The organism is Leuconostoc sp. C5 (genome assembly GCF_056530425.1).
The window spans coordinates 1,301,025-1,317,264 of sequence record NZ_CP134351.1 but is presented as its reverse complement, the minus strand read 5'-3'; the positions used below and the strand labels follow the sequence as shown (position 1 = coordinate 1,317,264).

The 16,240-nt window shown below is 38.2% G+C and carries 17 protein-coding genes; 11 read left to right on the top strand and 6 right to left on the bottom strand.

Going from position 1 to position 16,240, the window contains the following annotated elements; all coding sequences use genetic code 11:
• Positions 1 to 13: 13 nt before the first annotated feature.
• Genes fni through mvk form a run of 4 tightly spaced genes read right to left on the bottom strand, consistent with a single transcriptional unit; the run spans position 14 to position 3,950 of the window.
• The gene (gene fni, locus RHP56_RS06675) at positions 14 to 1,066 is read right to left on the bottom strand and encodes a type 2 isopentenyl-diphosphate Delta-isomerase (RefSeq protein WP_011680080.1); all 1,053 of its coding nucleotides are present in this window, start codon (positions 1,064 to 1,066) and stop codon (positions 14 to 16) included.
• Position 1,067: 1 nt separating this feature from the next.
• On the bottom strand, positions 1,068 to 2,087 hold the full coding sequence (locus RHP56_RS06670) for a mevalonate kinase family protein (RefSeq protein ID WP_462794671.1): 1,020 nt from the start codon (positions 2,085 to 2,087) through the stop codon (positions 1,068 to 1,070).
• Positions 2,080 to 3,021, bottom strand: a complete 942-nt coding sequence (mvaD, locus tag RHP56_RS06665; RefSeq protein ID WP_080987883.1) for a diphosphomevalonate decarboxylase — start codon at positions 3,019 to 3,021, stop codon at positions 2,080 to 2,082. Before mvaD ends, RHP56_RS06670 begins: the two co-directional genes overlap by 8 nt.
• The gene (gene mvk / locus RHP56_RS06660; RefSeq protein ID WP_011680077.1) at positions 3,018 to 3,950 is read right to left on the bottom strand and encodes a mevalonate kinase; all 933 of its coding nucleotides are present in this window, start codon (positions 3,948 to 3,950) and stop codon (positions 3,018 to 3,020) included. The genes mvaD and mvk overlap by 4 nt, the downstream gene beginning before the upstream one ends.
• Positions 3,951 to 4,111: 161 nt before the next feature.
• On the opposite strand from mvk, the gene RHP56_RS06655 reads away from it, so the two are divergent.
• From RHP56_RS06655 to RHP56_RS06635, 5 genes are all read left to right on the top strand, one after another.
• Positions 4,112 to 6,505 carry an exonuclease domain-containing protein gene (locus tag RHP56_RS06655; RefSeq protein WP_084035083.1) on the top strand — a complete coding sequence of 798 codons (2,394 nt, stop codon included), beginning with the start codon at positions 4,112 to 4,114 and terminating at the stop codon, positions 6,503 to 6,505.
• Between the two features lie 71 nt (positions 6,506 to 6,576).
• Positions 6,577 to 7,104, top strand: a complete 528-nt coding sequence (locus RHP56_RS06650) for a hypothetical protein (protein ID WP_036091481.1) — start codon at positions 6,577 to 6,579, stop codon at positions 7,102 to 7,104.
• Between the two features lie 14 nt (positions 7,105 to 7,118).
• Entirely contained in the window at positions 7,119 to 8,312 is a 1,194-nt protein-coding gene (locus RHP56_RS06645; protein ID WP_080987884.1) for a pyridoxal phosphate-dependent aminotransferase, read from the top strand.
• Positions 8,313 to 8,319: 7 nt separating this feature from the next.
• Positions 8,320 to 9,627: an asparagine--tRNA ligase gene (gene asnS / locus RHP56_RS06640; protein WP_002815061.1), complete on the top strand. Its 1,308-nt coding sequence runs from the start codon at positions 8,320 to 8,322 to the stop codon at positions 9,625 to 9,627.
• A 98-nt stretch (positions 9,628 to 9,725) separates the two neighbouring features.
• On the top strand, positions 9,726 to 10,361 hold the full coding sequence (locus tag RHP56_RS06635; RefSeq protein ID WP_002815059.1) for a DnaD domain-containing protein: 636 nt from the start codon (positions 9,726 to 9,728) through the stop codon (positions 10,359 to 10,361).
• On the opposite strand, the gene RHP56_RS06630 is transcribed toward RHP56_RS06635, so the two are convergent.
• A complete protein-coding gene (locus tag RHP56_RS06630; RefSeq protein WP_025268229.1) occupies positions 10,362 to 10,643 on the bottom strand; it encodes a hypothetical protein in 282 nt (93 codons plus the stop codon). It lies immediately after the preceding gene.
• Positions 10,644 to 10,665: 22 nt separating this feature from the next.
• Between RHP56_RS06630 and RHP56_RS06625 the strand changes: the two genes are divergently transcribed.
• The 3 genes from RHP56_RS06625 to RHP56_RS06615 all read left to right on the top strand — a co-directional run bounded on the left by RHP56_RS06625 (position 10,666) and on the right by RHP56_RS06615 (position 13,740).
• Complete coding sequence (locus tag RHP56_RS06625) at positions 10,666 to 11,799, top strand: THUMP domain-containing class I SAM-dependent RNA methyltransferase (protein ID WP_102753186.1); 1,134 nt, start codon at positions 10,666 to 10,668, stop codon at positions 11,797 to 11,799.
• 152 nt (positions 11,800 to 11,951) lie between these two features.
• On the top strand, positions 11,952 to 13,154 hold the full coding sequence (locus tag RHP56_RS06620; RefSeq protein ID WP_010289224.1) for an aminotransferase class I/II-fold pyridoxal phosphate-dependent enzyme: 1,203 nt from the start codon (positions 11,952 to 11,954) through the stop codon (positions 13,152 to 13,154).
• A 58-nt stretch (positions 13,155 to 13,212) separates the two neighbouring features.
• Positions 13,213 to 13,740, top strand: a complete 528-nt coding sequence (locus RHP56_RS06615) for a GNAT family N-acetyltransferase (RefSeq protein ID WP_011680070.1) — start codon at positions 13,213 to 13,215, stop codon at positions 13,738 to 13,740.
• Positions 13,741 to 13,760: 20 nt separating this feature from the next.
• Here RHP56_RS06615 and RHP56_RS06610 read toward each other — a convergent pair whose 3' ends face one another.
• A complete protein-coding gene (locus RHP56_RS06610) occupies positions 13,761 to 14,144 on the bottom strand; it encodes a ribonuclease HI family protein (RefSeq protein WP_002815051.1) in 384 nt (127 codons plus the stop codon).
• Positions 14,145 to 14,328: 184 nt separating this feature from the next.
• Here RHP56_RS06610 and RHP56_RS06605 point away from each other — a divergent pair, with 184 nt between their 5' ends.
• The 3 genes from RHP56_RS06605 to pyrR are packed head-to-tail and all read left to right on the top strand — an operon-like array spanning position 14,329 to position 16,163.
• Positions 14,329 to 14,718, top strand: coding sequence for an EbsA family protein (locus RHP56_RS06605; RefSeq protein ID WP_014324899.1), 390 nt, complete (start codon positions 14,329 to 14,331; stop codon positions 14,716 to 14,718).
• A complete protein-coding gene (locus RHP56_RS06600; protein ID WP_011680068.1) occupies positions 14,708 to 15,646 on the top strand; it encodes an RluA family pseudouridine synthase in 939 nt (312 codons plus the stop codon). The genes RHP56_RS06605 and RHP56_RS06600 overlap by 11 nt, the downstream gene beginning before the upstream one ends.
• A complete protein-coding gene (pyrR, locus tag RHP56_RS06595) occupies positions 15,636 to 16,163 on the top strand; it encodes a bifunctional pyr operon transcriptional regulator/uracil phosphoribosyltransferase PyrR (RefSeq protein ID WP_011680067.1) in 528 nt (175 codons plus the stop codon). The genes RHP56_RS06600 and pyrR overlap by 11 nt, the downstream gene beginning before the upstream one ends.
• The last annotated feature ends 77 nt before the right edge of the window (positions 16,164 to 16,240 follow it).

Sequence of the window (16,240 nt, the reverse complement as noted above, 5' to 3'; positions counted from 1 at the left end):
ATTTAAAAGCATCTCATTGAGATGCTTTTTGTTGTGCAATAAAATTTTGTAGGTTAGGGCTGTATATTAGTGGTTTATGTTGCAGTTCCGTGATATTTTGGGCACCAAGTAATGTGAATAGACGTGGCAACGCTACTTGCCATGCATTAATTTCTTCGAGTAATGATTTTTGACCTTTTTCCATTAGTGTTGTGAGCATGAAACCAGCACTAGAAGTTAAAGACGCGCCCAGCATGAGACTAGTTATGACATGATTCACACTTTGAATGCCTCCTGTAGCAATTAAGGGTAAGTTATTTTTAGCCATTTTTGCTTCCAGCAAACTTTCGACAGTTGATAGTCCGTAATGATCTAAATTAACAGCTTCAGAAAGGCGATTACGCCTTTGTTCAATAATAGAAAAATTTGTTCCGTTTGCTCCACCAACATTGATAGCAGCTGGATTTAGATCGGCAATTTGTTTGAAAGTAGACTGACTCATACCAAAGCCGACTTCCTTAATTATCACCGGAACAGGTGACTTTGCGATGATTTCAGCAAGATTGTCTAGCCAATAGAATTTGCGATCACCTTCAGCCATGACAAGTTCTTGGGCGGCATTAACATGAAGTTCAATGGCATTAGCATCAATCATATCAATGGCAGTACGTACATTTGAAATAGGATGGTCGGCCCCTAAATTGGCAAATAGAAAACCATTGGGATTCTTCTTACGAACAATTGTGAATGTATCACGAGTTTCTGGTTCTTTAAGTGCAATCGATTGTGAGCCAACTGCCATAGCAATATTTGACTCAGCAGCTACCTCAGCAAGTTCCATATTGATGCGACCAGTTAAAGCTGATCCGCCTGTCATGGCTTCAATGTAGAAGGGCCATTTAAAGTGGTGTTCAAATAATTTGGTTGAAACATCAACTTCTGACACACTCGTTTCGGGAAAAGTATTGGGTAACCAACGTACATCATCATAAGTTGCACCAATGACAGGCATTGTATTTTGACGCCAGAGTTTGACACCAAGCGATAGATGTTCATCTTTACGATGAGATTGAGCAGATTCAGTCATTTTAACCTCGATTCTGTGGGGCAATTTGGACGTAATGTGGCTCAATTTCAGCTGCAAGCCACTTTTCTGGTAAATCTGTAGGTCCATTAACAACAGCAAAGCCATTATCACCAAATCCAGCACCACTGATTTTTCCTGCGGTATCGCCAAGTGTCTGCAGTAGAATTGCTAGTTTTGGCGTAACGTATTTTTGGGATAATGTGTGCCGTAAGATGGTTTGATTTAATTTTAAACCTTTTGAAAATTGCTTGTAGTCGTTTTTAATAACCGATTGAACGACGTCGTCAGCGACATGTTGACTTTCTTTGAAAAAAGAAGTTGGCAATGTTTTTGAGGCGAGTGCCTTACTTGTATTGGCGCTTTCATGTGTGGTACCTAAAAGGATTTGCCAGTCTTGCGGCCAACTGAGGGGAACGATGTTTAGTTTTTTCCAGGGCACATCTACAATTTCAGGCTGTAGCCAATTTTTATCTGCCGTTTGATATTGAGACAAATCAGGGCTTTGGTATGAAATAGCACCGCCGTATGTTATTGCTGCAACATCACCTAATGAACCATTTTTCTGCACATGCAAGTGTGCGAGCGCAGCAATTTTAAATTGAGTCAGTAACGTTAGGTTGAGTTTGAAATGGTTATTAAAAGCCGATACGATGCCTACAACCACGGCTGCAGACGAACCAAGACCAATTTTACCTGTAGGATGATTCATATTACTTTTGATGTCAATATTTACTTCTTGTAATGTTGCCCTAATTTTTTTCGTGTGAACATAATGTGTCATCAGATTCACAGCCGCGCGAACAAAACGCCAGTCATCAGTTTGCTCTGGCGTTTCTTGGTTGATATTGAAAGTTAGATCATCTGTAATGATATTAGAAGTAATAGTAGAAACTTCACGGGCTGTGGTAATTTCTATTGCTAACCCTGTAGTAATGGCAACAACAAGCGCGGTATTGCCAGGATTAGTAATTGCATACTCACCAGCCAAAAAGAGTTTACCAGGGATTAATATTTTAGTCATAAGAAATTCCAGGCCCGCTTTGAGCAATTTCAAGTTTCAGGGATGGTATGGCATGATTTAGTATGGTCACAATTTTGGGCGCTTCTTGCATTGTTGTGATAATTTTAACGTTTGGCCCTGCATCAATTGTTGCATAGGCCAATATTCCTTGATGGCGCATATCTTGTATCAAAGATAAAATTAATTGTGTTTTGTCTGTAAAATAAGTGAATGGGCTTCTTGTAGCTGTTAAATTTAAAGCATGCATACCCAAGGCATTATCTTCAGCCAAAGCACCAATTTTGTCAATATCTTGATCTAGGATAGCATGTTGCATATCAATGAATTGATTAGCCGACTTTGATAGCCAGCGATCATAATTTGGTGAGGTAATAGCACGTTTCATTCCCTCAGTTGAAGTTATCTTTTTAGGCGCATCACAAACCTCAGCAACAACCAAGGCAATGGGCAATTCAGGCGCGTTAAGGCTCTCGGCAAAAGAAGATGCGTCGTCAATACCTTTATGCCACATGGCGAAGTTACCAAAAAAAGAGCGACTAGCTGAACCAGAACCACGACGGGCTAAGCGGGATAATTCTTCCTTGGGTAGGTCCATTCCTAGTTCGTGTGTAACAGCTCCTGTTAACGCAGCAAAAGCCGAAGCAGAGGAGGCTAATCCAGCACTTGTAGGTACGTGATTTTCAGAAATAACCTGCAGTGGTGTAAAATCACCCAACTGTTGTCGCAGAATATCCAAAAAGCGATGAACACGAGTGGCGTCGACGACTTGGTCATTTAAAATAAAACGATCATGATTGGCAGGTTCCACAGAAGTTGTTGTGTAAAACTTGTCTAGTGTTAATGAAAGTGAGCTAGTTGTCGGTAAATTCAGTTCCGTATTTTTTTTCCCCCAGTATTTTATGAGGGCAATATTTGTATGGGCAGTAGCTTTCATAAGGGTTGAATCCATGTATTCTGTGCGCCAGCTTTATTGAGAGCATTGGCAATTGCGATTGCATCATTATTATTTCTAGCTAAAGCAAACATAGCACCACCAATGCCAGCGCCTGTTAACTTTGCTCCTAAAGCACCAGCATGATTCGCAGCATTAACTAGTTTGTCAAGTTTAGGATGTGAAATACCCAATGATTGTAATTCATGATGGGCTGCTGTAAACATCATACCTAAATGCTCGGGATTATTTTCAGAAATATCAATCCGTATTTTTTCAGCAATTTGTCCGAGATGACTAATTGTTGACCAAGCACGTTCTTGATCATTAATCAAAAATTCTTTGACTATGCTGACAGCGTGAACGGTTTGACCATGGATACCTGTATCGGCTAATACCAACGTACCTGATAAGTTCATTTCGAATTTTTCCATTGTTTTGTTCTTGATAAACCAAATCGGGTTGCTCGAATTAACGGTGGTGGCATCTAAGCCAGAAGGTGATCCATGGGAAATGACTTCTTCAATGTTTGTGAAGTAATTCAGTTCCGTATTACTTAAAGTCGTGTTAAAGTAATCGAAAAATGCTCTTGTAATCGCAGTTGCTAGAGCAGCTGAAGCGCCAAATCCTCGTTCTTGAGGAACATTTGATTCAATAGAGAGAAGGAATGGCACATTAGTCATTTTAAATTTATTGATTAGGCGCAGTAATAGCTGTCGGATACCTTCAACGTTTGCACCAAGTTCACTTAAATCACCATGGAATTCAGCACCATCGATTGTTTGACCACGAAATGCTGGCCTCAATGTAGCAGTGACCGTCATATTTGGTAGGGGAATTGCAATGGCAGGTTCGCCATAAACAACGGCGTGTTCGCCGATTAATATTGCTTTTGCGTGGGATTGACCTACGCCATTCATTTGACTTAACATAAATTTCTCCAGATGTACTCTACTATTGTACCGCACAGTAGTATTTAGTGTAAAATATAAAAGAGAATTGCGTTGTTTAGTGCGCATAATTATTGTGTAGTAAACAGCGCAATTCTCACATAAAAAGTGCTCTAGCACGCACGTTTAGAAAGGTGCTTTATATGAACGCCAACGATACATTCGTGGTTGTCGATCTTGAGACCACAGGACATAGCGTAAAAAAAGGTGGACGAATTATTCAAATTGGTATGACATTTATAAAGAAACGTCAAATCGTTGATCATTTTGAATCTTTTGTCAATCCTGGCCAACTAATTGATCGTCAAATTCAGCAGCTCACGCATATATCACAAAAGGATGTGCAAAACGCACCGTATTTCGAAGAAATTGCACCGTTATTGCAAAATTTACTTCAAAATACAGTGATTATTGCGCACAATGTTAATTTTGATTATCCGTATTTAAATGATGAGTTCGAAAGAACTGGTTTTCCACTCTTAAAATCCGCTGCTATTGACACAGTACAGCTTGCTCAAATATTGTTTCCAACGGCGCCGGGATATCGTTTATTAGATTTAACGACCTACTTAAATATCACGCTCAAAAATGCACATCGTGCCAATGCGGATGCGCATGCCACGGCTTTACTGTTTTTGAAATTTTGGAAAAAACTTGAAGAATTACCGGACATTACATTAAAACAATTGCAACAAGGTGATTGGCCGTTACTACGTCAAACGCAGCAATTTTTAAAGCTTGTTCATTCAAAAAACAAGCAAAATTTTGGTACCGTTGAGCAAGTCGCTGTATTAACCACTACAACAGAACAAACAATTCATTCTTCTAAATCTGTCCAAGTTGATTATCCAGAAACAAGTGACGAAAAGACAAAGTTATTTGGGCAGTGGTTAACGACAAATGTTGCACAGAACAGTTTAATGGATCGTGCCAATCAATTCTTAAATAAACGTACCGATGGCTTGCTGACCATTTTAACCGGTCCGAGAGTTGGAAAAACATTGGCCTATTTAGTTCCAGTTATTCTAAGTGGAAAAACAGCGGTTTTATTGACTAATGATGAGAGTTTACAAGCTCAGCAAGTAGATATTATTACTAATCTTACAAAGCTATTTAGCCGACCAATGCAAAGTGCTATTTTGTACGAGCCATCAGAGTATATAGATGTTGAAAAGTTTGCTCAAACTTTAGAAGAAAAAAGTACATTGCAAATTCAATTTTTTAAAGCTCGTGTTTTGGTTTGGCTAACGCAAACAAAAACTGGTTTACTTCGAGAAATTTCGGTAGGTGTTCAAAATGGTGACTACGTGTCATCAATTCGTGGTGACAGTCATGCACAATTTTTCGAAAAGGCTTATAAAAGTGCGCATCAAGCTAATATCATTATCATGAACTTCAGCACATACTTTGTGCAAAGTCAGAAACTGCGTGAAGAGAAAAAGATTGATAAATGGCCAGTTGTTGTCATGGAAACACCAACGCAATTTGTTGATGATTTACATGATTATTTTCACGTTTCTTTAAATGTCACGCAGTATCAAAACATTTTAAAAGGATTGAATCATCAAGAGATTGCTGGTTTGACGCATAAACAGCGCTTATTTGTTCGGCAGAGTTTAAGTGAAGCATTAAAACTACTAAAACAAATATTGCAATCCGATAATCAACGGGCTAATTTAAAGCGCGTGGAACGGTTTCTACTGATAATATTACATTTGAAGGAATTATTTGAAATTAGTGAAAATAGTATTCCTCATGAGTTCCAAGATGCTCGAGATCAATTGTTGAAGATTAGGCGCTTACAGTTACAAAATGACATTGTGGTGGCAAATGAATTTTCCGAAGTTAACGGACAAACTCAAACTGAAGTCGTATTCGATATTTTGGAACGTGCGATTTATCAAGCAGAATTTGTGTCCAATGTTCATAAATTATTAATTGTGAGTGAGTTTTTACCAACAGAGGTTACGGAATTCTTACGTGATGTACCGGAGCCCTTTACTGTTGAGCGTGAATTTGTTCATAATGATTTACAACCAATTCATGTTGTACAATTGCAACGTTCGTCTCCAATAGTGCATTTACAATCTATTACGCAGCGTAATGTTGGAGAAATACTATTAATCGTCCCCAATGAAGAACGGGTTAATCATTGGTATCAAAAAATAAAATATGCAGTGACAACGAATTATAATATTGTCGCGGAAGGAATTACTGGCTCGTTGGAAAAAATACAACGACAGAGTCAAACCAAACGAAATAATATTATTATTGTTACCCCAAAAATTTTTTCAACCATGTGGCTTAGAGAGCAGGAATTACCTGCAATTGTAATTGTTCCAGAAAGAGAAGTATGGCAACCTGTATCACGTCTAGCTTATGTTTTAACCCAAATGCAACGTCATCAAAATGGTATATTAGTTTCTCAATTGAATGCTATGCAACGTAATCGATTTAAGCAACAAATTGTCGTTGAAAAGATGAACTTGAAAAAAGGTTTAGAACAGCAATATGATCGATTATTGCATGACCTCTAACTCGCAGATCAAAATCACCATATTTTTTGGTATAATATCATGTGTACATGCCATTATGGAGGGTTCAAAAAATGATACAATTTAAAGATGATATTCGAATCCGCCAGCGACATCGCCAAGCGCGCATTCATTGGGCGCACTTCTGGTTCATAGTAATCGGTATTCTGATTATCCTAGCAGCCTTTATTTTGGGGTATTTTTACGTTTCATTAGCTCCAATGCGCCAGGCAGAAAATCGAGTTGAAAAATTAGTACGTGAAAAAACAAGCATTGCAACAGTAACACAAGTATCTGTTAATTATCGAAAGACGACCACTTATGCTGTTCTAGGGCAAACAACGACTGGCACTCAAAAAGTTGCAATTGTTCGCAATAATAAAATAAAAACATATAATCGTTCATCAGGAATGACAGATAGTCAGCTCAAAAAACTGATAACTAACAAATACAAGCCAAAAAAGTTATATTCAGCTAATATTAGTGAATACCAAGGTGTATTAGTTTGGGAGATTAGTTATAAAGGGCAGGACAATAAACTAAATTATTTAACATTAGACTTTAAATCAGGAAAGACGTATCGTGCCATTTCAGGTATGTAAGAGGTAACTATAAAGTGAAGACTTTTTCGAATCGTGTGAATGCTATAACTGCTTCTCCAACGTTAGCTATGAACGGCCTTGCTAAACAAATGCAAGAAGAGGGTATTGATGTCATTAATTTAGGCGTAGGTGAGCCTGATTTTCAAACACCTAAAAATATTTCTGACGCAGCTATTGAAGCGATTCAAGCACAAAAAACAAGTTTTTATACACCAGCCAGTGGTTTACCTGCCTTGAAGCAGGCGATTGTTGAAAATGTCAGTCAGCGATATGAAGCAGCTATTACTACTCAAAATGTTTCCGTAACGACAGGAGCAAAATTATCACTGTATGTATTGATGCAAGTTTTACTAAATCCTGGTGACACAGTTGTTACTGCTGCTCCGGAGTGGGTGAGTTATGTTGAACAAATCAAGCTAGCTGGTGGTGAACTGATAGAGGTTCATTCGGAAAGCTCGTCGATGAAGTTAACCATTTCAGATTTGGACAAAATTAAAGAAACGGTCAAGTTGGTTATTGTCAATTCTCCTACCAATCCAACTGGGCAAGTATATAGTAAACAAGAAATTCAAGATATCCTAGATTGGTCAAATACACATGGGGTCTATGTTATTTTAGACGAAATATATGGTCAACTTGTTTATAATGGTGCTGAGTTTACATCTGGGTTGCAGTTACAACATCTTGAAAATAGTGCTATGATTATTGTGGATGGTGTGTCTAAGGCATACTCAATGACAGGATGGCGTATAGGTTGGACTTTAGCGAGTTCAGAAATTATTTCGGCGATGAATAAGTTATTGGGACACATGACTTCCAATCCAACAGTAGCGGCTCAATATGCAGCAATTGAGGCATTGAATGGGGAGCAAGACACTGTTGAAAACATGCGTCAGGCGTTTGAACAACGGTTAAATACGACTTTTGAGGCAATAAACAAAATTAATGGCGTACACGTTGATGTAAAGCCGCAAGGTGCCTTTTATTTATTTCCACAAGTTGATGAAAAATTAATGAAACTTGTTGGCGTAAGTAATACTGTTGAATTATCAACGAAAATTTTGGAAGAAGCACATGTTGCTTTGCCTGCCGGTGAGGGATTCGGCATGCCAGGATATCTGCGTTTGAGTTATGCTAAAGACCAAGATACCCTTAATGAAGCAGTTTTACGTTTGACGCAATTCTTTAAAAAATATACGAAAGATTAATATAGTGATGACTGAAGAAATACCTAAAATTAAGATTATTGATGCAAAAAACTTTGTTGGAAAGACAGTGACTATTGGGGCTTGGCTCCGTCAAAAGCGTGGTAGTGGCAAAATTGCATTCTTACAATTACGTGATGGCACAGCCTTCTTCCAAGGGGTTGTTGCTAAAGCTGACGTGTCAGAAGAAGTGTTTGAAACTGCTAAAAGTTTGAAGCAAGAAACTAGTATTTATGTTACTGGTGAAATTCATGAAGATGCTCGTTCATCTTTCGGTTATGAAATGGCTGTTTCCGATATTAAAGTAATTGGTGAAAGCCATGACTATCCAATTACACCTAAAGAGCATGGAACTGAATTTCTGTTTGACGAACGTCATTTGTACTTACGGCATCTGAAGCCGTTTGCTACTCTAAAAATTCGTAATACACTTGTTGCAGCAACATACGAGTTCTTTAACAAAGAAGGCTTTACGAAATTAGATGCTCCTGTGCTGACTGGATCTGCCCCAGAAGGAACGACTGAATTATTTGAAACGGATTATTTTGGCGAACCAGCATTCTTGTCGCAAACTGGTCAATTGTATGCTGAAGCTGGTGCAATGGCGTTTGGTAAAGTATTTACATTTGGGCCAACATTTCGCGCAGAAAAATCTAAGACGAGACGTCATTTGACTGAGTTTTGGATGATTGAGCCTGAAATGGCTTTTATGGATCAAGAGGAAAGTTTGAAACTCCAAGAACGTTATATTGCTTTCTTGATCTCAAAGGTACTCGAGAATAATGATCAAGAACTTGACATTCTCAAGCGTGACAAAGACCTACTTCGTTCATATACGCAGTTACCATATCCACGTGTGAGCTATGATGATGCAGTCAAATTATTACAAGATAATGATTTTGATGTGGAGTGGGGTGTTGATTTTGGTTCACCCGAAGAAACGTTCTTGGCTAATCATTTTGCTAAACCCGTGTTTATTGTTAACTTTCCAAAAGCAATTAAGCCATTCTACATGAAGCGCCATAAAACACGAGATGACATTGTTGTTTCAGCTGATTTATTAGCTCCGGAAGGTTACGGAGAAATTATAGGTGGATCAGAACGTGATACGGATTATGACTACCTGAAGAATGAAATTGAAAAACTAGGGTTAAACATGGATGAGTATGCTTGGTACCTTGATTTGCGTAAGTACGGTTCAGTGCCACACTCAGGATTTGGCTTGGGCTTAGAACGTATGGTGACATTTGTAACTGGCGAGGAGCATATTCGTGAAGCCATTCCATTTCCACGAATGACCAACCGTTTACGTCCTTAATTATAGTTTTGTAGCATAGTATTCTTACTCGAATGTGATACACTATTTATATAAGAAAAACGTCCAATTTATTTGGACGTTTTTAAAACCGAGGAAATATGACGTTAGAAAAAAGATTACAACAGTATATTCAAGCTGGTAACACTGGCGTAAGTAATGACTTGTTGTTACATTATCAAGATGTTGGTCTAGATAATGATGATTTAGCATTGTATATGCAGGTGGAGCGTATTCAAGGGCGGGGAGATCAAGCTACACCGGCAGCTATTGCCCAAGTAATGCACACGACCGAAAAAATTGTTATTACGCGTTTGCAGAGTTTGATAAGACGAGATTTGATGCAGGTGGTAGGTGGCAGTATTCAGACTGAAACTTATGATTTTACACCATTATACGAAAAACTATTAGATGGTCAAACTACACAACGGTCGGAAATTGTGTCAGATGGTAAGAGTGCTCGTCGTGAGATTATGCAGACGTTAGAGGCAGAATTTGGGCGTCCGTTATCACCAATGGAAATGCAAACTGTTGGGCATTGGTTTGATCAGGATCACTTTGAGCCAGTGATGATGTTATTGGCCATTCAAGAGGCTGTTGCAAATAATGCCCGTAGTTTGCGTTATATTGAAACAATTTTGGCCAACTGGCAACGTGATAATATTACTACACCACAGGCAGCGCAGGTCTCTAAGCAGCGCAGACGTGGTGTAACATATAACAATATTATTGATTAATTATTTAAAAATAATATTGTATTGATTATCAAGATGAAAACCAAAAATAGGTTGATTATTTTCTGTGAGGAGAATAGTATTTGCCGGTAGTGTACGCAAACGTGCGAATAGTTGTGATAGTGTCATGGCATTAGTCTGATCATTAGCTAGCAATATAATATCCGAATGATTATTTGCATATTTTATTGCTGTCACTGGATTAACAAAGTCCTCAGTTTGTACTAATAATTTTGTATCAAGTGACATATATTGTGTTAAATCTTCTAAATCAGTTAATCTCATACGCTAATTATAAAGGAAAATCATGGAAAAAACATATCATTTAATGGCAACAGCAGCAGCAGGATTGGAATCGCTTGTTGGTAAAGAGCTAGAACGCTTGGGCTATGAACATCAAGTTGAAAATTATCGAGTACGTTTTGATGGTACACAAAAAGATATATTGAATACTAATATTTGGCTTCGTACAGCGGATCGAATTAAAATTATTGTGGGTGAATTTGATGCGACAACATTTGATCAGCTGTTTGAGGGCGTTAAAGCGTTACCATGGGAGGATTATTTGAACTATGATTCAGAATTCCCCGTTGCAGGACGTTCAAAAAAATCTGAGTTATTTAGTGTGCCAGATGTTCAAGCTATTACTAAAAAAGCAATCGTCAATAGATTGCAAGAAGCTTATCATATTCGAACACGTTTGCCTGAAAACGGTTATTTTGCACAACTTGAAGTGATGATTGATAAAGATCACGTTATGGTTACCTTGGATACAACAGGGGAATCCCTATTTAAGCGTGGCTATCGTGTGAATAAGGGTGGTGCACCATTAAAAGAAAACTTTGCAGCGGCACTAGTTTTGCTAACAAATTGGCACCCGGATCGTCCATTTGTTGACCCAACAACTGGTTCTGGAACGATTGCGATTGAGGCAGCATTAATTGGTCGTAATATCGCACCTGGATTAATTCGTGACTTTGATATTGAGAGCATGGACTGGTTTGATAAAAAATTGTCAGACAAAGTGCGTGATGCGGCTGAAGCGCAAGCTGATTATGACCGTACTCTTGATATTGAAGGGTTTGATATTGACGAAAATATGGTTGATATTGCTAGAGAAAACGCCAAACATGCGGGACTTGGTCAGGATATCACTTTCAAGCGTTTAGCTGCCAAAGACTGGACAACTGATAAACTTAACGGTGTACTGGTGACTAATCCGCCTTATGGTGAACGTTTAGGTGAACTCGAAGCCGCCCGTGAGTTATACGAGCAAATGGGTTCTGTCTATCGTAATCTACCAAGTTGGAGTAAGTATATTTTAACTAGTGACTTAGAGTTTGAAAAATCTTACGGTGAAAAAGCGACAAAACGACGCAAACTATATAATGGGGCATTGCGTGTCGATTACTTCCAGTACTGGGGTAAGCGTGTTAGATAAAAAACAAGGGATCAATGATCTCTTGTTTTTTTATTTTCAGGGTGGCTATTTATGCAATATGACCAATGATAAATTTTTTCTTTGTACAATATTTTCGTGAAAAAATAATTCATCATTGATAGAATAAAGCAACAATGAAATGAGGATTCAATATGATTAAGTCAAAGTTAGAACAAGTCGGTATTTTTAATGATAATTTAGATAAAGTAAAGCCTAGCCCAATCCATTCATTCGACGAAAAAGTTAGTGATATTCCCAATATTCTGAAACTAACAATTGGTGAGCCAGATTTTTCAGTTCCCCAGCATATTAAAGAAGCTGCTTTAGCTGCAATTAGTGCAGATGATTCACACTATTCAGTTTCAGCAGGAAAGAAAACACTACGTCAAGCAGCTAGTGACTTTTTAAATGATCGTTATGGGCTTGATTTTGACCCAGCTGAAGAAATCATTACAACAGTTGGTGCCACAGAAGGTCTTTATACATTATTGGCAGCAATTTTGAATCCTGATGATAAGGTTCTGATCCCGACGCCCGCCTACCCAGTGTATGCTGAAATGACACGCATTAATGGCGGACACCCAGTGTTTATTGACGTTTCGGAAGACGAATTCGTATTAACGCCAGATCATTTACGCGAAATCATTGCTACCGAAGATCATATCAAAGCAATTATTATCACCAATCCTTCTAATCCAACTGGCGTGACTTACACAGCAGAACAGTTGAAAGCTTTAGCAGACGTGGTACGAGAAACAGATATTTTAATCATTTCAGACGAAATCTATTCTGAATTGAGCTATGATGCACCTCATGTTTCAATGGCAAGCATTTTACCAGAACAAACAATTGTTGTTAATGGCGTATCAAAGTCCCATGCCATGACGGGCTATCGAATCGGTATTTTGGCGGGTCCTGCGGCATTAATGAAGAAAATTAATATGGTGCATGGTTTTGTCATAATGACACCTTCAAATCCTGCAATGGCAGCGGCTACTGAAGCATTTAAAAGTGCTGAAAGTAAGGACGATACATTATGGATGAAAGAGCAATATAAAAAACGACGTGACTACTTAGTTGAAAAAATGACAAAACTAGGTTTTGAAATGGCAACACCAAGCGGCGCATTTTATATGTTTGCTAAAATACCTGTAGATTTAAATCAAAATGACGTGGAGTTTGCTTATGACCTGGTAGATAGGCAACAATTGGCAGTCGTTCCTGGATCTGGATTTGGACCAGGTGGTGCAGGATATGTACGAATTAGTTATGCGGCATCTCTGGACATGCTAGAGACAGCTATGAATCGTTTGGAAAGTTACTGTGAAGAAAAGAGAACGGTAAAGATTTTATGATTGTCCTATTATAATTTTTATGATAAAATAAATTATTTCTAATTATAAGGACGGGAATATGACATCAGTTTATATGCGACGGGCGCATGAGGAGGATATAAAATCAATTGTATCAATCATCAATAATGCCCGTTATTACCTGAAAGAACAAGGGCTTTCACAGTGGCAATCGGGATATCCTAATCAAGATACGATTGAGGAAGACTTAGTACTGCAAAGAGGATTCGTGTTGGTTGTGGATCATCAAGTTGCGGGATATACAGCAATATTAGCAGGTGAAGACCCGATATATACGCTAATAGAGGACGGTCAATGGCTAAATGATGAAACAGATTACATTGGCATTCATCGCTTTGCTATTCTTGATAAGTACCGGGGGCAAAAACTGGCGCAGCGATTCATGACTGCTATTTTGACATTTTTCTATGAAAACGGTACAAGCGATTTTCGAATTGATACTCATCCAGGTAACTTGCCAATGCAAGCTGTTATCACGGGTAATGGATTTGAGAAGCGTGGCATTGTGCACATTAATGAGGGAGAAGAAATTAATGGTGTTCGATGGGCGTACCAACTTGTATTGTAAACAATTAAAAAACGCGAACTTTAATGGTTCGCGTTTTTTAATGCTTGCAAAGCTAAATTATGAGCTCCGCGATTTTCTTTTTCTGGAACCCAATTGATCAAAACTAGAGGGTATGGTGTTAATTGTAGATTGATTTCATCAACAAGCCCTTGGTAGTGTTTTGCATAAGATTTATGCAAGGCATCAGTTACGATTTTTGAATCACTATATATTTGTACATTTTCATTGCTAGGTAGGTACTTTAATGCCCAAAGAACTGCCAAAAATTCAGCCTCATGATTATTAACAGTCTCTCTCAAGGCTGTTTTTAGCTGTTTTTGTACTTTATCAATAATTAAAACTGCGCCAGCTGACGAACGACCAGTGGATACGTCACGTGCTGCGTCAACATATAGTGTAATCATATAAGTTTCCTTTTAATTGAACGTATATCGAAAGTATAACAAATTTTGTTGAAATATTATATGTTGTCGTCGAATAATACATTGAGGATAATAAGCTATGCATTGTTAGCAGTAACTTTTTACATTCCTTTAATTGAAATCTGGTAAAATATTAGTTGAATACGTTTACAGAAAAGGGCAACACATGATACCAAGACGCGGTTTTTTTCAACCACTGGATTCAACAGGTACAATTAGTTGGTTGTGGTGGGGTATATTTTTTATGGGCAGTATTGTCGTTTGGGATGAAATGAGTTTCAAACTTGAAATCCTACCAATTTTGTTTATTATGGTGATGATTTTATTAGGCGTACTACTAGTCGTTCGTCGACGTGTTTACATCGCTGGGCCTAATCTTTTTTTGGGTCGGGTGTTATTATCAGAGTATGAAAAAATTTCTTTGAAAGATATTGAACATTGGCAGTTGAATGGTCATGTTTTATCATTTGTTCGTGCTGACCGAGAACGAAAATATTATCTTACAAAAAACATTGTGCAACAAATTAAGGATTACATGGATACTGATGGCAAATAAAATATTAATTCATATAACAGATCAAGCTGGGCGTGTTGATGCTGTGTTATCGAAAGAAAATCTGAGTTACTCACGTACCACACTCTCAAATTGGCTAGTGGATGGTACGATTTTAGTTAATAATCATAAAGTAAAACGCTCATATAAAGTTGTCAGTGGAGATACAATATCTATTACTCCACCTGAGACTCAAGAAACAAAGATCGAAGCTGAAAACATTCCGCTTGATATTATTTATGAAGATGATGATATTATTGTTGTAAATAAGCCACAAGGAATGGTCGTGCACCCTGCTGCAGGACATAGTTCTGGTACATTGGTGAACGCATTACTTCATCATTCACCATTGTCAACCATCAATGGTGAATTTCGACCTGGAATAGTACATCGCATTGATCGTGATACCAGCGGCCTACTAATGGTCGCAAAAAACGATAAGGCTCATCGTTCACTATCTGAACAGTTAAAATCTCATAAAAATCAGCGCGTGTATTACGCGCTAGTCCGTGGTGAATTTACGGAAGATTCAGGAACAATTGAAGCTCCGATTGGACGTCATAAAATTGATCGAAAAAAACAAGCAGTTATTGAAGGCGGACGTGAGGCTGTCACGCATTTTCGTGTCTTAAAACGATATGTTGGTTATACGCTGTTAAAAGTGAGTTTAGAAACTGGCAGAACGCACCAAATAAGGGTGCATATGAGTTACATTGGTCATCCAGTTGTTGGGGATCCGGTATACGGCACGGCACAGAAGCTAGATGGTACACAGTTGAATGGGCAATTATTGCATGCTAAGACACTGACTTTAGAGCAACCTACAACAGGCGATGAACTGTCATTTGACAGTCCATTACCAGATTACTTTCAGTTTGCTTTATCAACATTAACACCGATTAATAGAGAGGAAGATGAATATGCCAAATAAAGAAGTTTTAGATAATGCCTCATTACAGCGCGCGTTAACTCGTATTACATACGAGATAATTGAGCGTAATAAGGGCGGTAAAAATTTGGTTCTGGTGGGAATCAAAACACGTGGCGAGTATCTTGCACGCCGTATTGCAGATCGTTTAGAACAATTAGAAGGCGTTCAAATTCCGGTCATGGCCATTGACATCACTAACTTTCGGGATGATAAACCTGATCAGCATAACGATTTAGGTTTGAACTCAGAAGAGCGATTGAACATTTCCGAACAGAATATTGTTTTGATTGACGATGTATTGTTTACAGGACGAACTATTCGAGCAGCATTGGATGCACTGATTCATATTGGTCGTCCTAAAACGATTTCACTAGCTGTTTTGGTGGATCGTGGACACAGAGAATTGCCTATTCGAGCAGACTTTGTTGGAAAAAATATTCCCACCGCACAGAATGAAAAGATTAAAGTCTTTGTGCAAGAAATTGATGGAAAAGATGCAGTTGAAATTGTTCATTAATAACTTTTTGGTGGCTAAGGATCAATTGATATATTTGTGGGGAAGTAGATAACAGATAATCTGTTACTTTAATGCTG

What these genes read in the sequence shown, in the direction of transcription:
- RHP56_RS06615 (WP_011680070.1), top strand. Translation starts at nt 13,213, where the DNA reads ATGACATCAGTTTATATGCGACGGGCGCATGAGGAGGATATAAAATCA.
- asnS (WP_002815061.1), top strand. Translation starts at nt 8,320, where the DNA reads ATGACTGAAGAAATACCTAAAATTAAGATTATTGATGCAAAAAACTTT.
- RHP56_RS06655 (WP_084035083.1), top strand. Translation starts at nt 4,112, where the DNA reads ATGAACGCCAACGATACATTCGTGGTTGTCGATCTTGAGACCACAGGA.
- RHP56_RS06620 (WP_010289224.1), top strand. Translation starts at nt 11,952, where the DNA reads ATGATTAAGTCAAAGTTAGAACAAGTCGGTATTTTTAATGATAATTTA.
- RHP56_RS06650 (WP_036091481.1), top strand. Translation starts at nt 6,577, where the DNA reads ATGATACAATTTAAAGATGATATTCGAATCCGCCAGCGACATCGCCAA.
- mvk (WP_011680077.1), bottom strand. Translation starts at nt 3,950, where the DNA reads ATGTTAAGTCAAATGAATGGCGTAGGTCAATCCCACGCAAAAGCAATA.
- RHP56_RS06670 (WP_462794671.1), bottom strand. Translation starts at nt 2,087, where the DNA reads ATGACTAAAATATTAATCCCTGGTAAACTCTTTTTGGCTGGTGAGTAT.
- RHP56_RS06605 (WP_014324899.1), top strand. Translation starts at nt 14,329, where the DNA reads ATGATACCAAGACGCGGTTTTTTTCAACCACTGGATTCAACAGGTACA.
- RHP56_RS06610 (WP_002815051.1), bottom strand. Translation starts at nt 14,144, where the DNA reads ATGATTACACTATATGTTGACGCAGCACGTGACGTATCCACTGGTCGT.
- RHP56_RS06635 (WP_002815059.1), top strand. Translation starts at nt 9,726, where the DNA reads ATGACGTTAGAAAAAAGATTACAACAGTATATTCAAGCTGGTAACACT.
- RHP56_RS06630 (WP_025268229.1), bottom strand. Translation starts at nt 10,643, where the DNA reads ATGAGATTAACTGATTTAGAAGATTTAACACAATATATGTCACTTGAT.
- fni (WP_011680080.1), bottom strand. Translation starts at nt 1,066, where the DNA reads ATGACTGAATCTGCTCAATCTCATCGTAAAGATGAACATCTATCGCTT.
- RHP56_RS06600 (WP_011680068.1), top strand. Translation starts at nt 14,708, where the DNA reads ATGGCAAATAAAATATTAATTCATATAACAGATCAAGCTGGGCGTGTT.
- mvaD (WP_080987883.1), bottom strand. Translation starts at nt 3,021, where the DNA reads ATGAAAGCTACTGCCCATACAAATATTGCCCTCATAAAATACTGGGGG.
- pyrR (WP_011680067.1), top strand. Translation starts at nt 15,636, where the DNA reads ATGCCAAATAAAGAAGTTTTAGATAATGCCTCATTACAGCGCGCGTTA.
- RHP56_RS06625 (WP_102753186.1), top strand. Translation starts at nt 10,666, where the DNA reads ATGGAAAAAACATATCATTTAATGGCAACAGCAGCAGCAGGATTGGAA.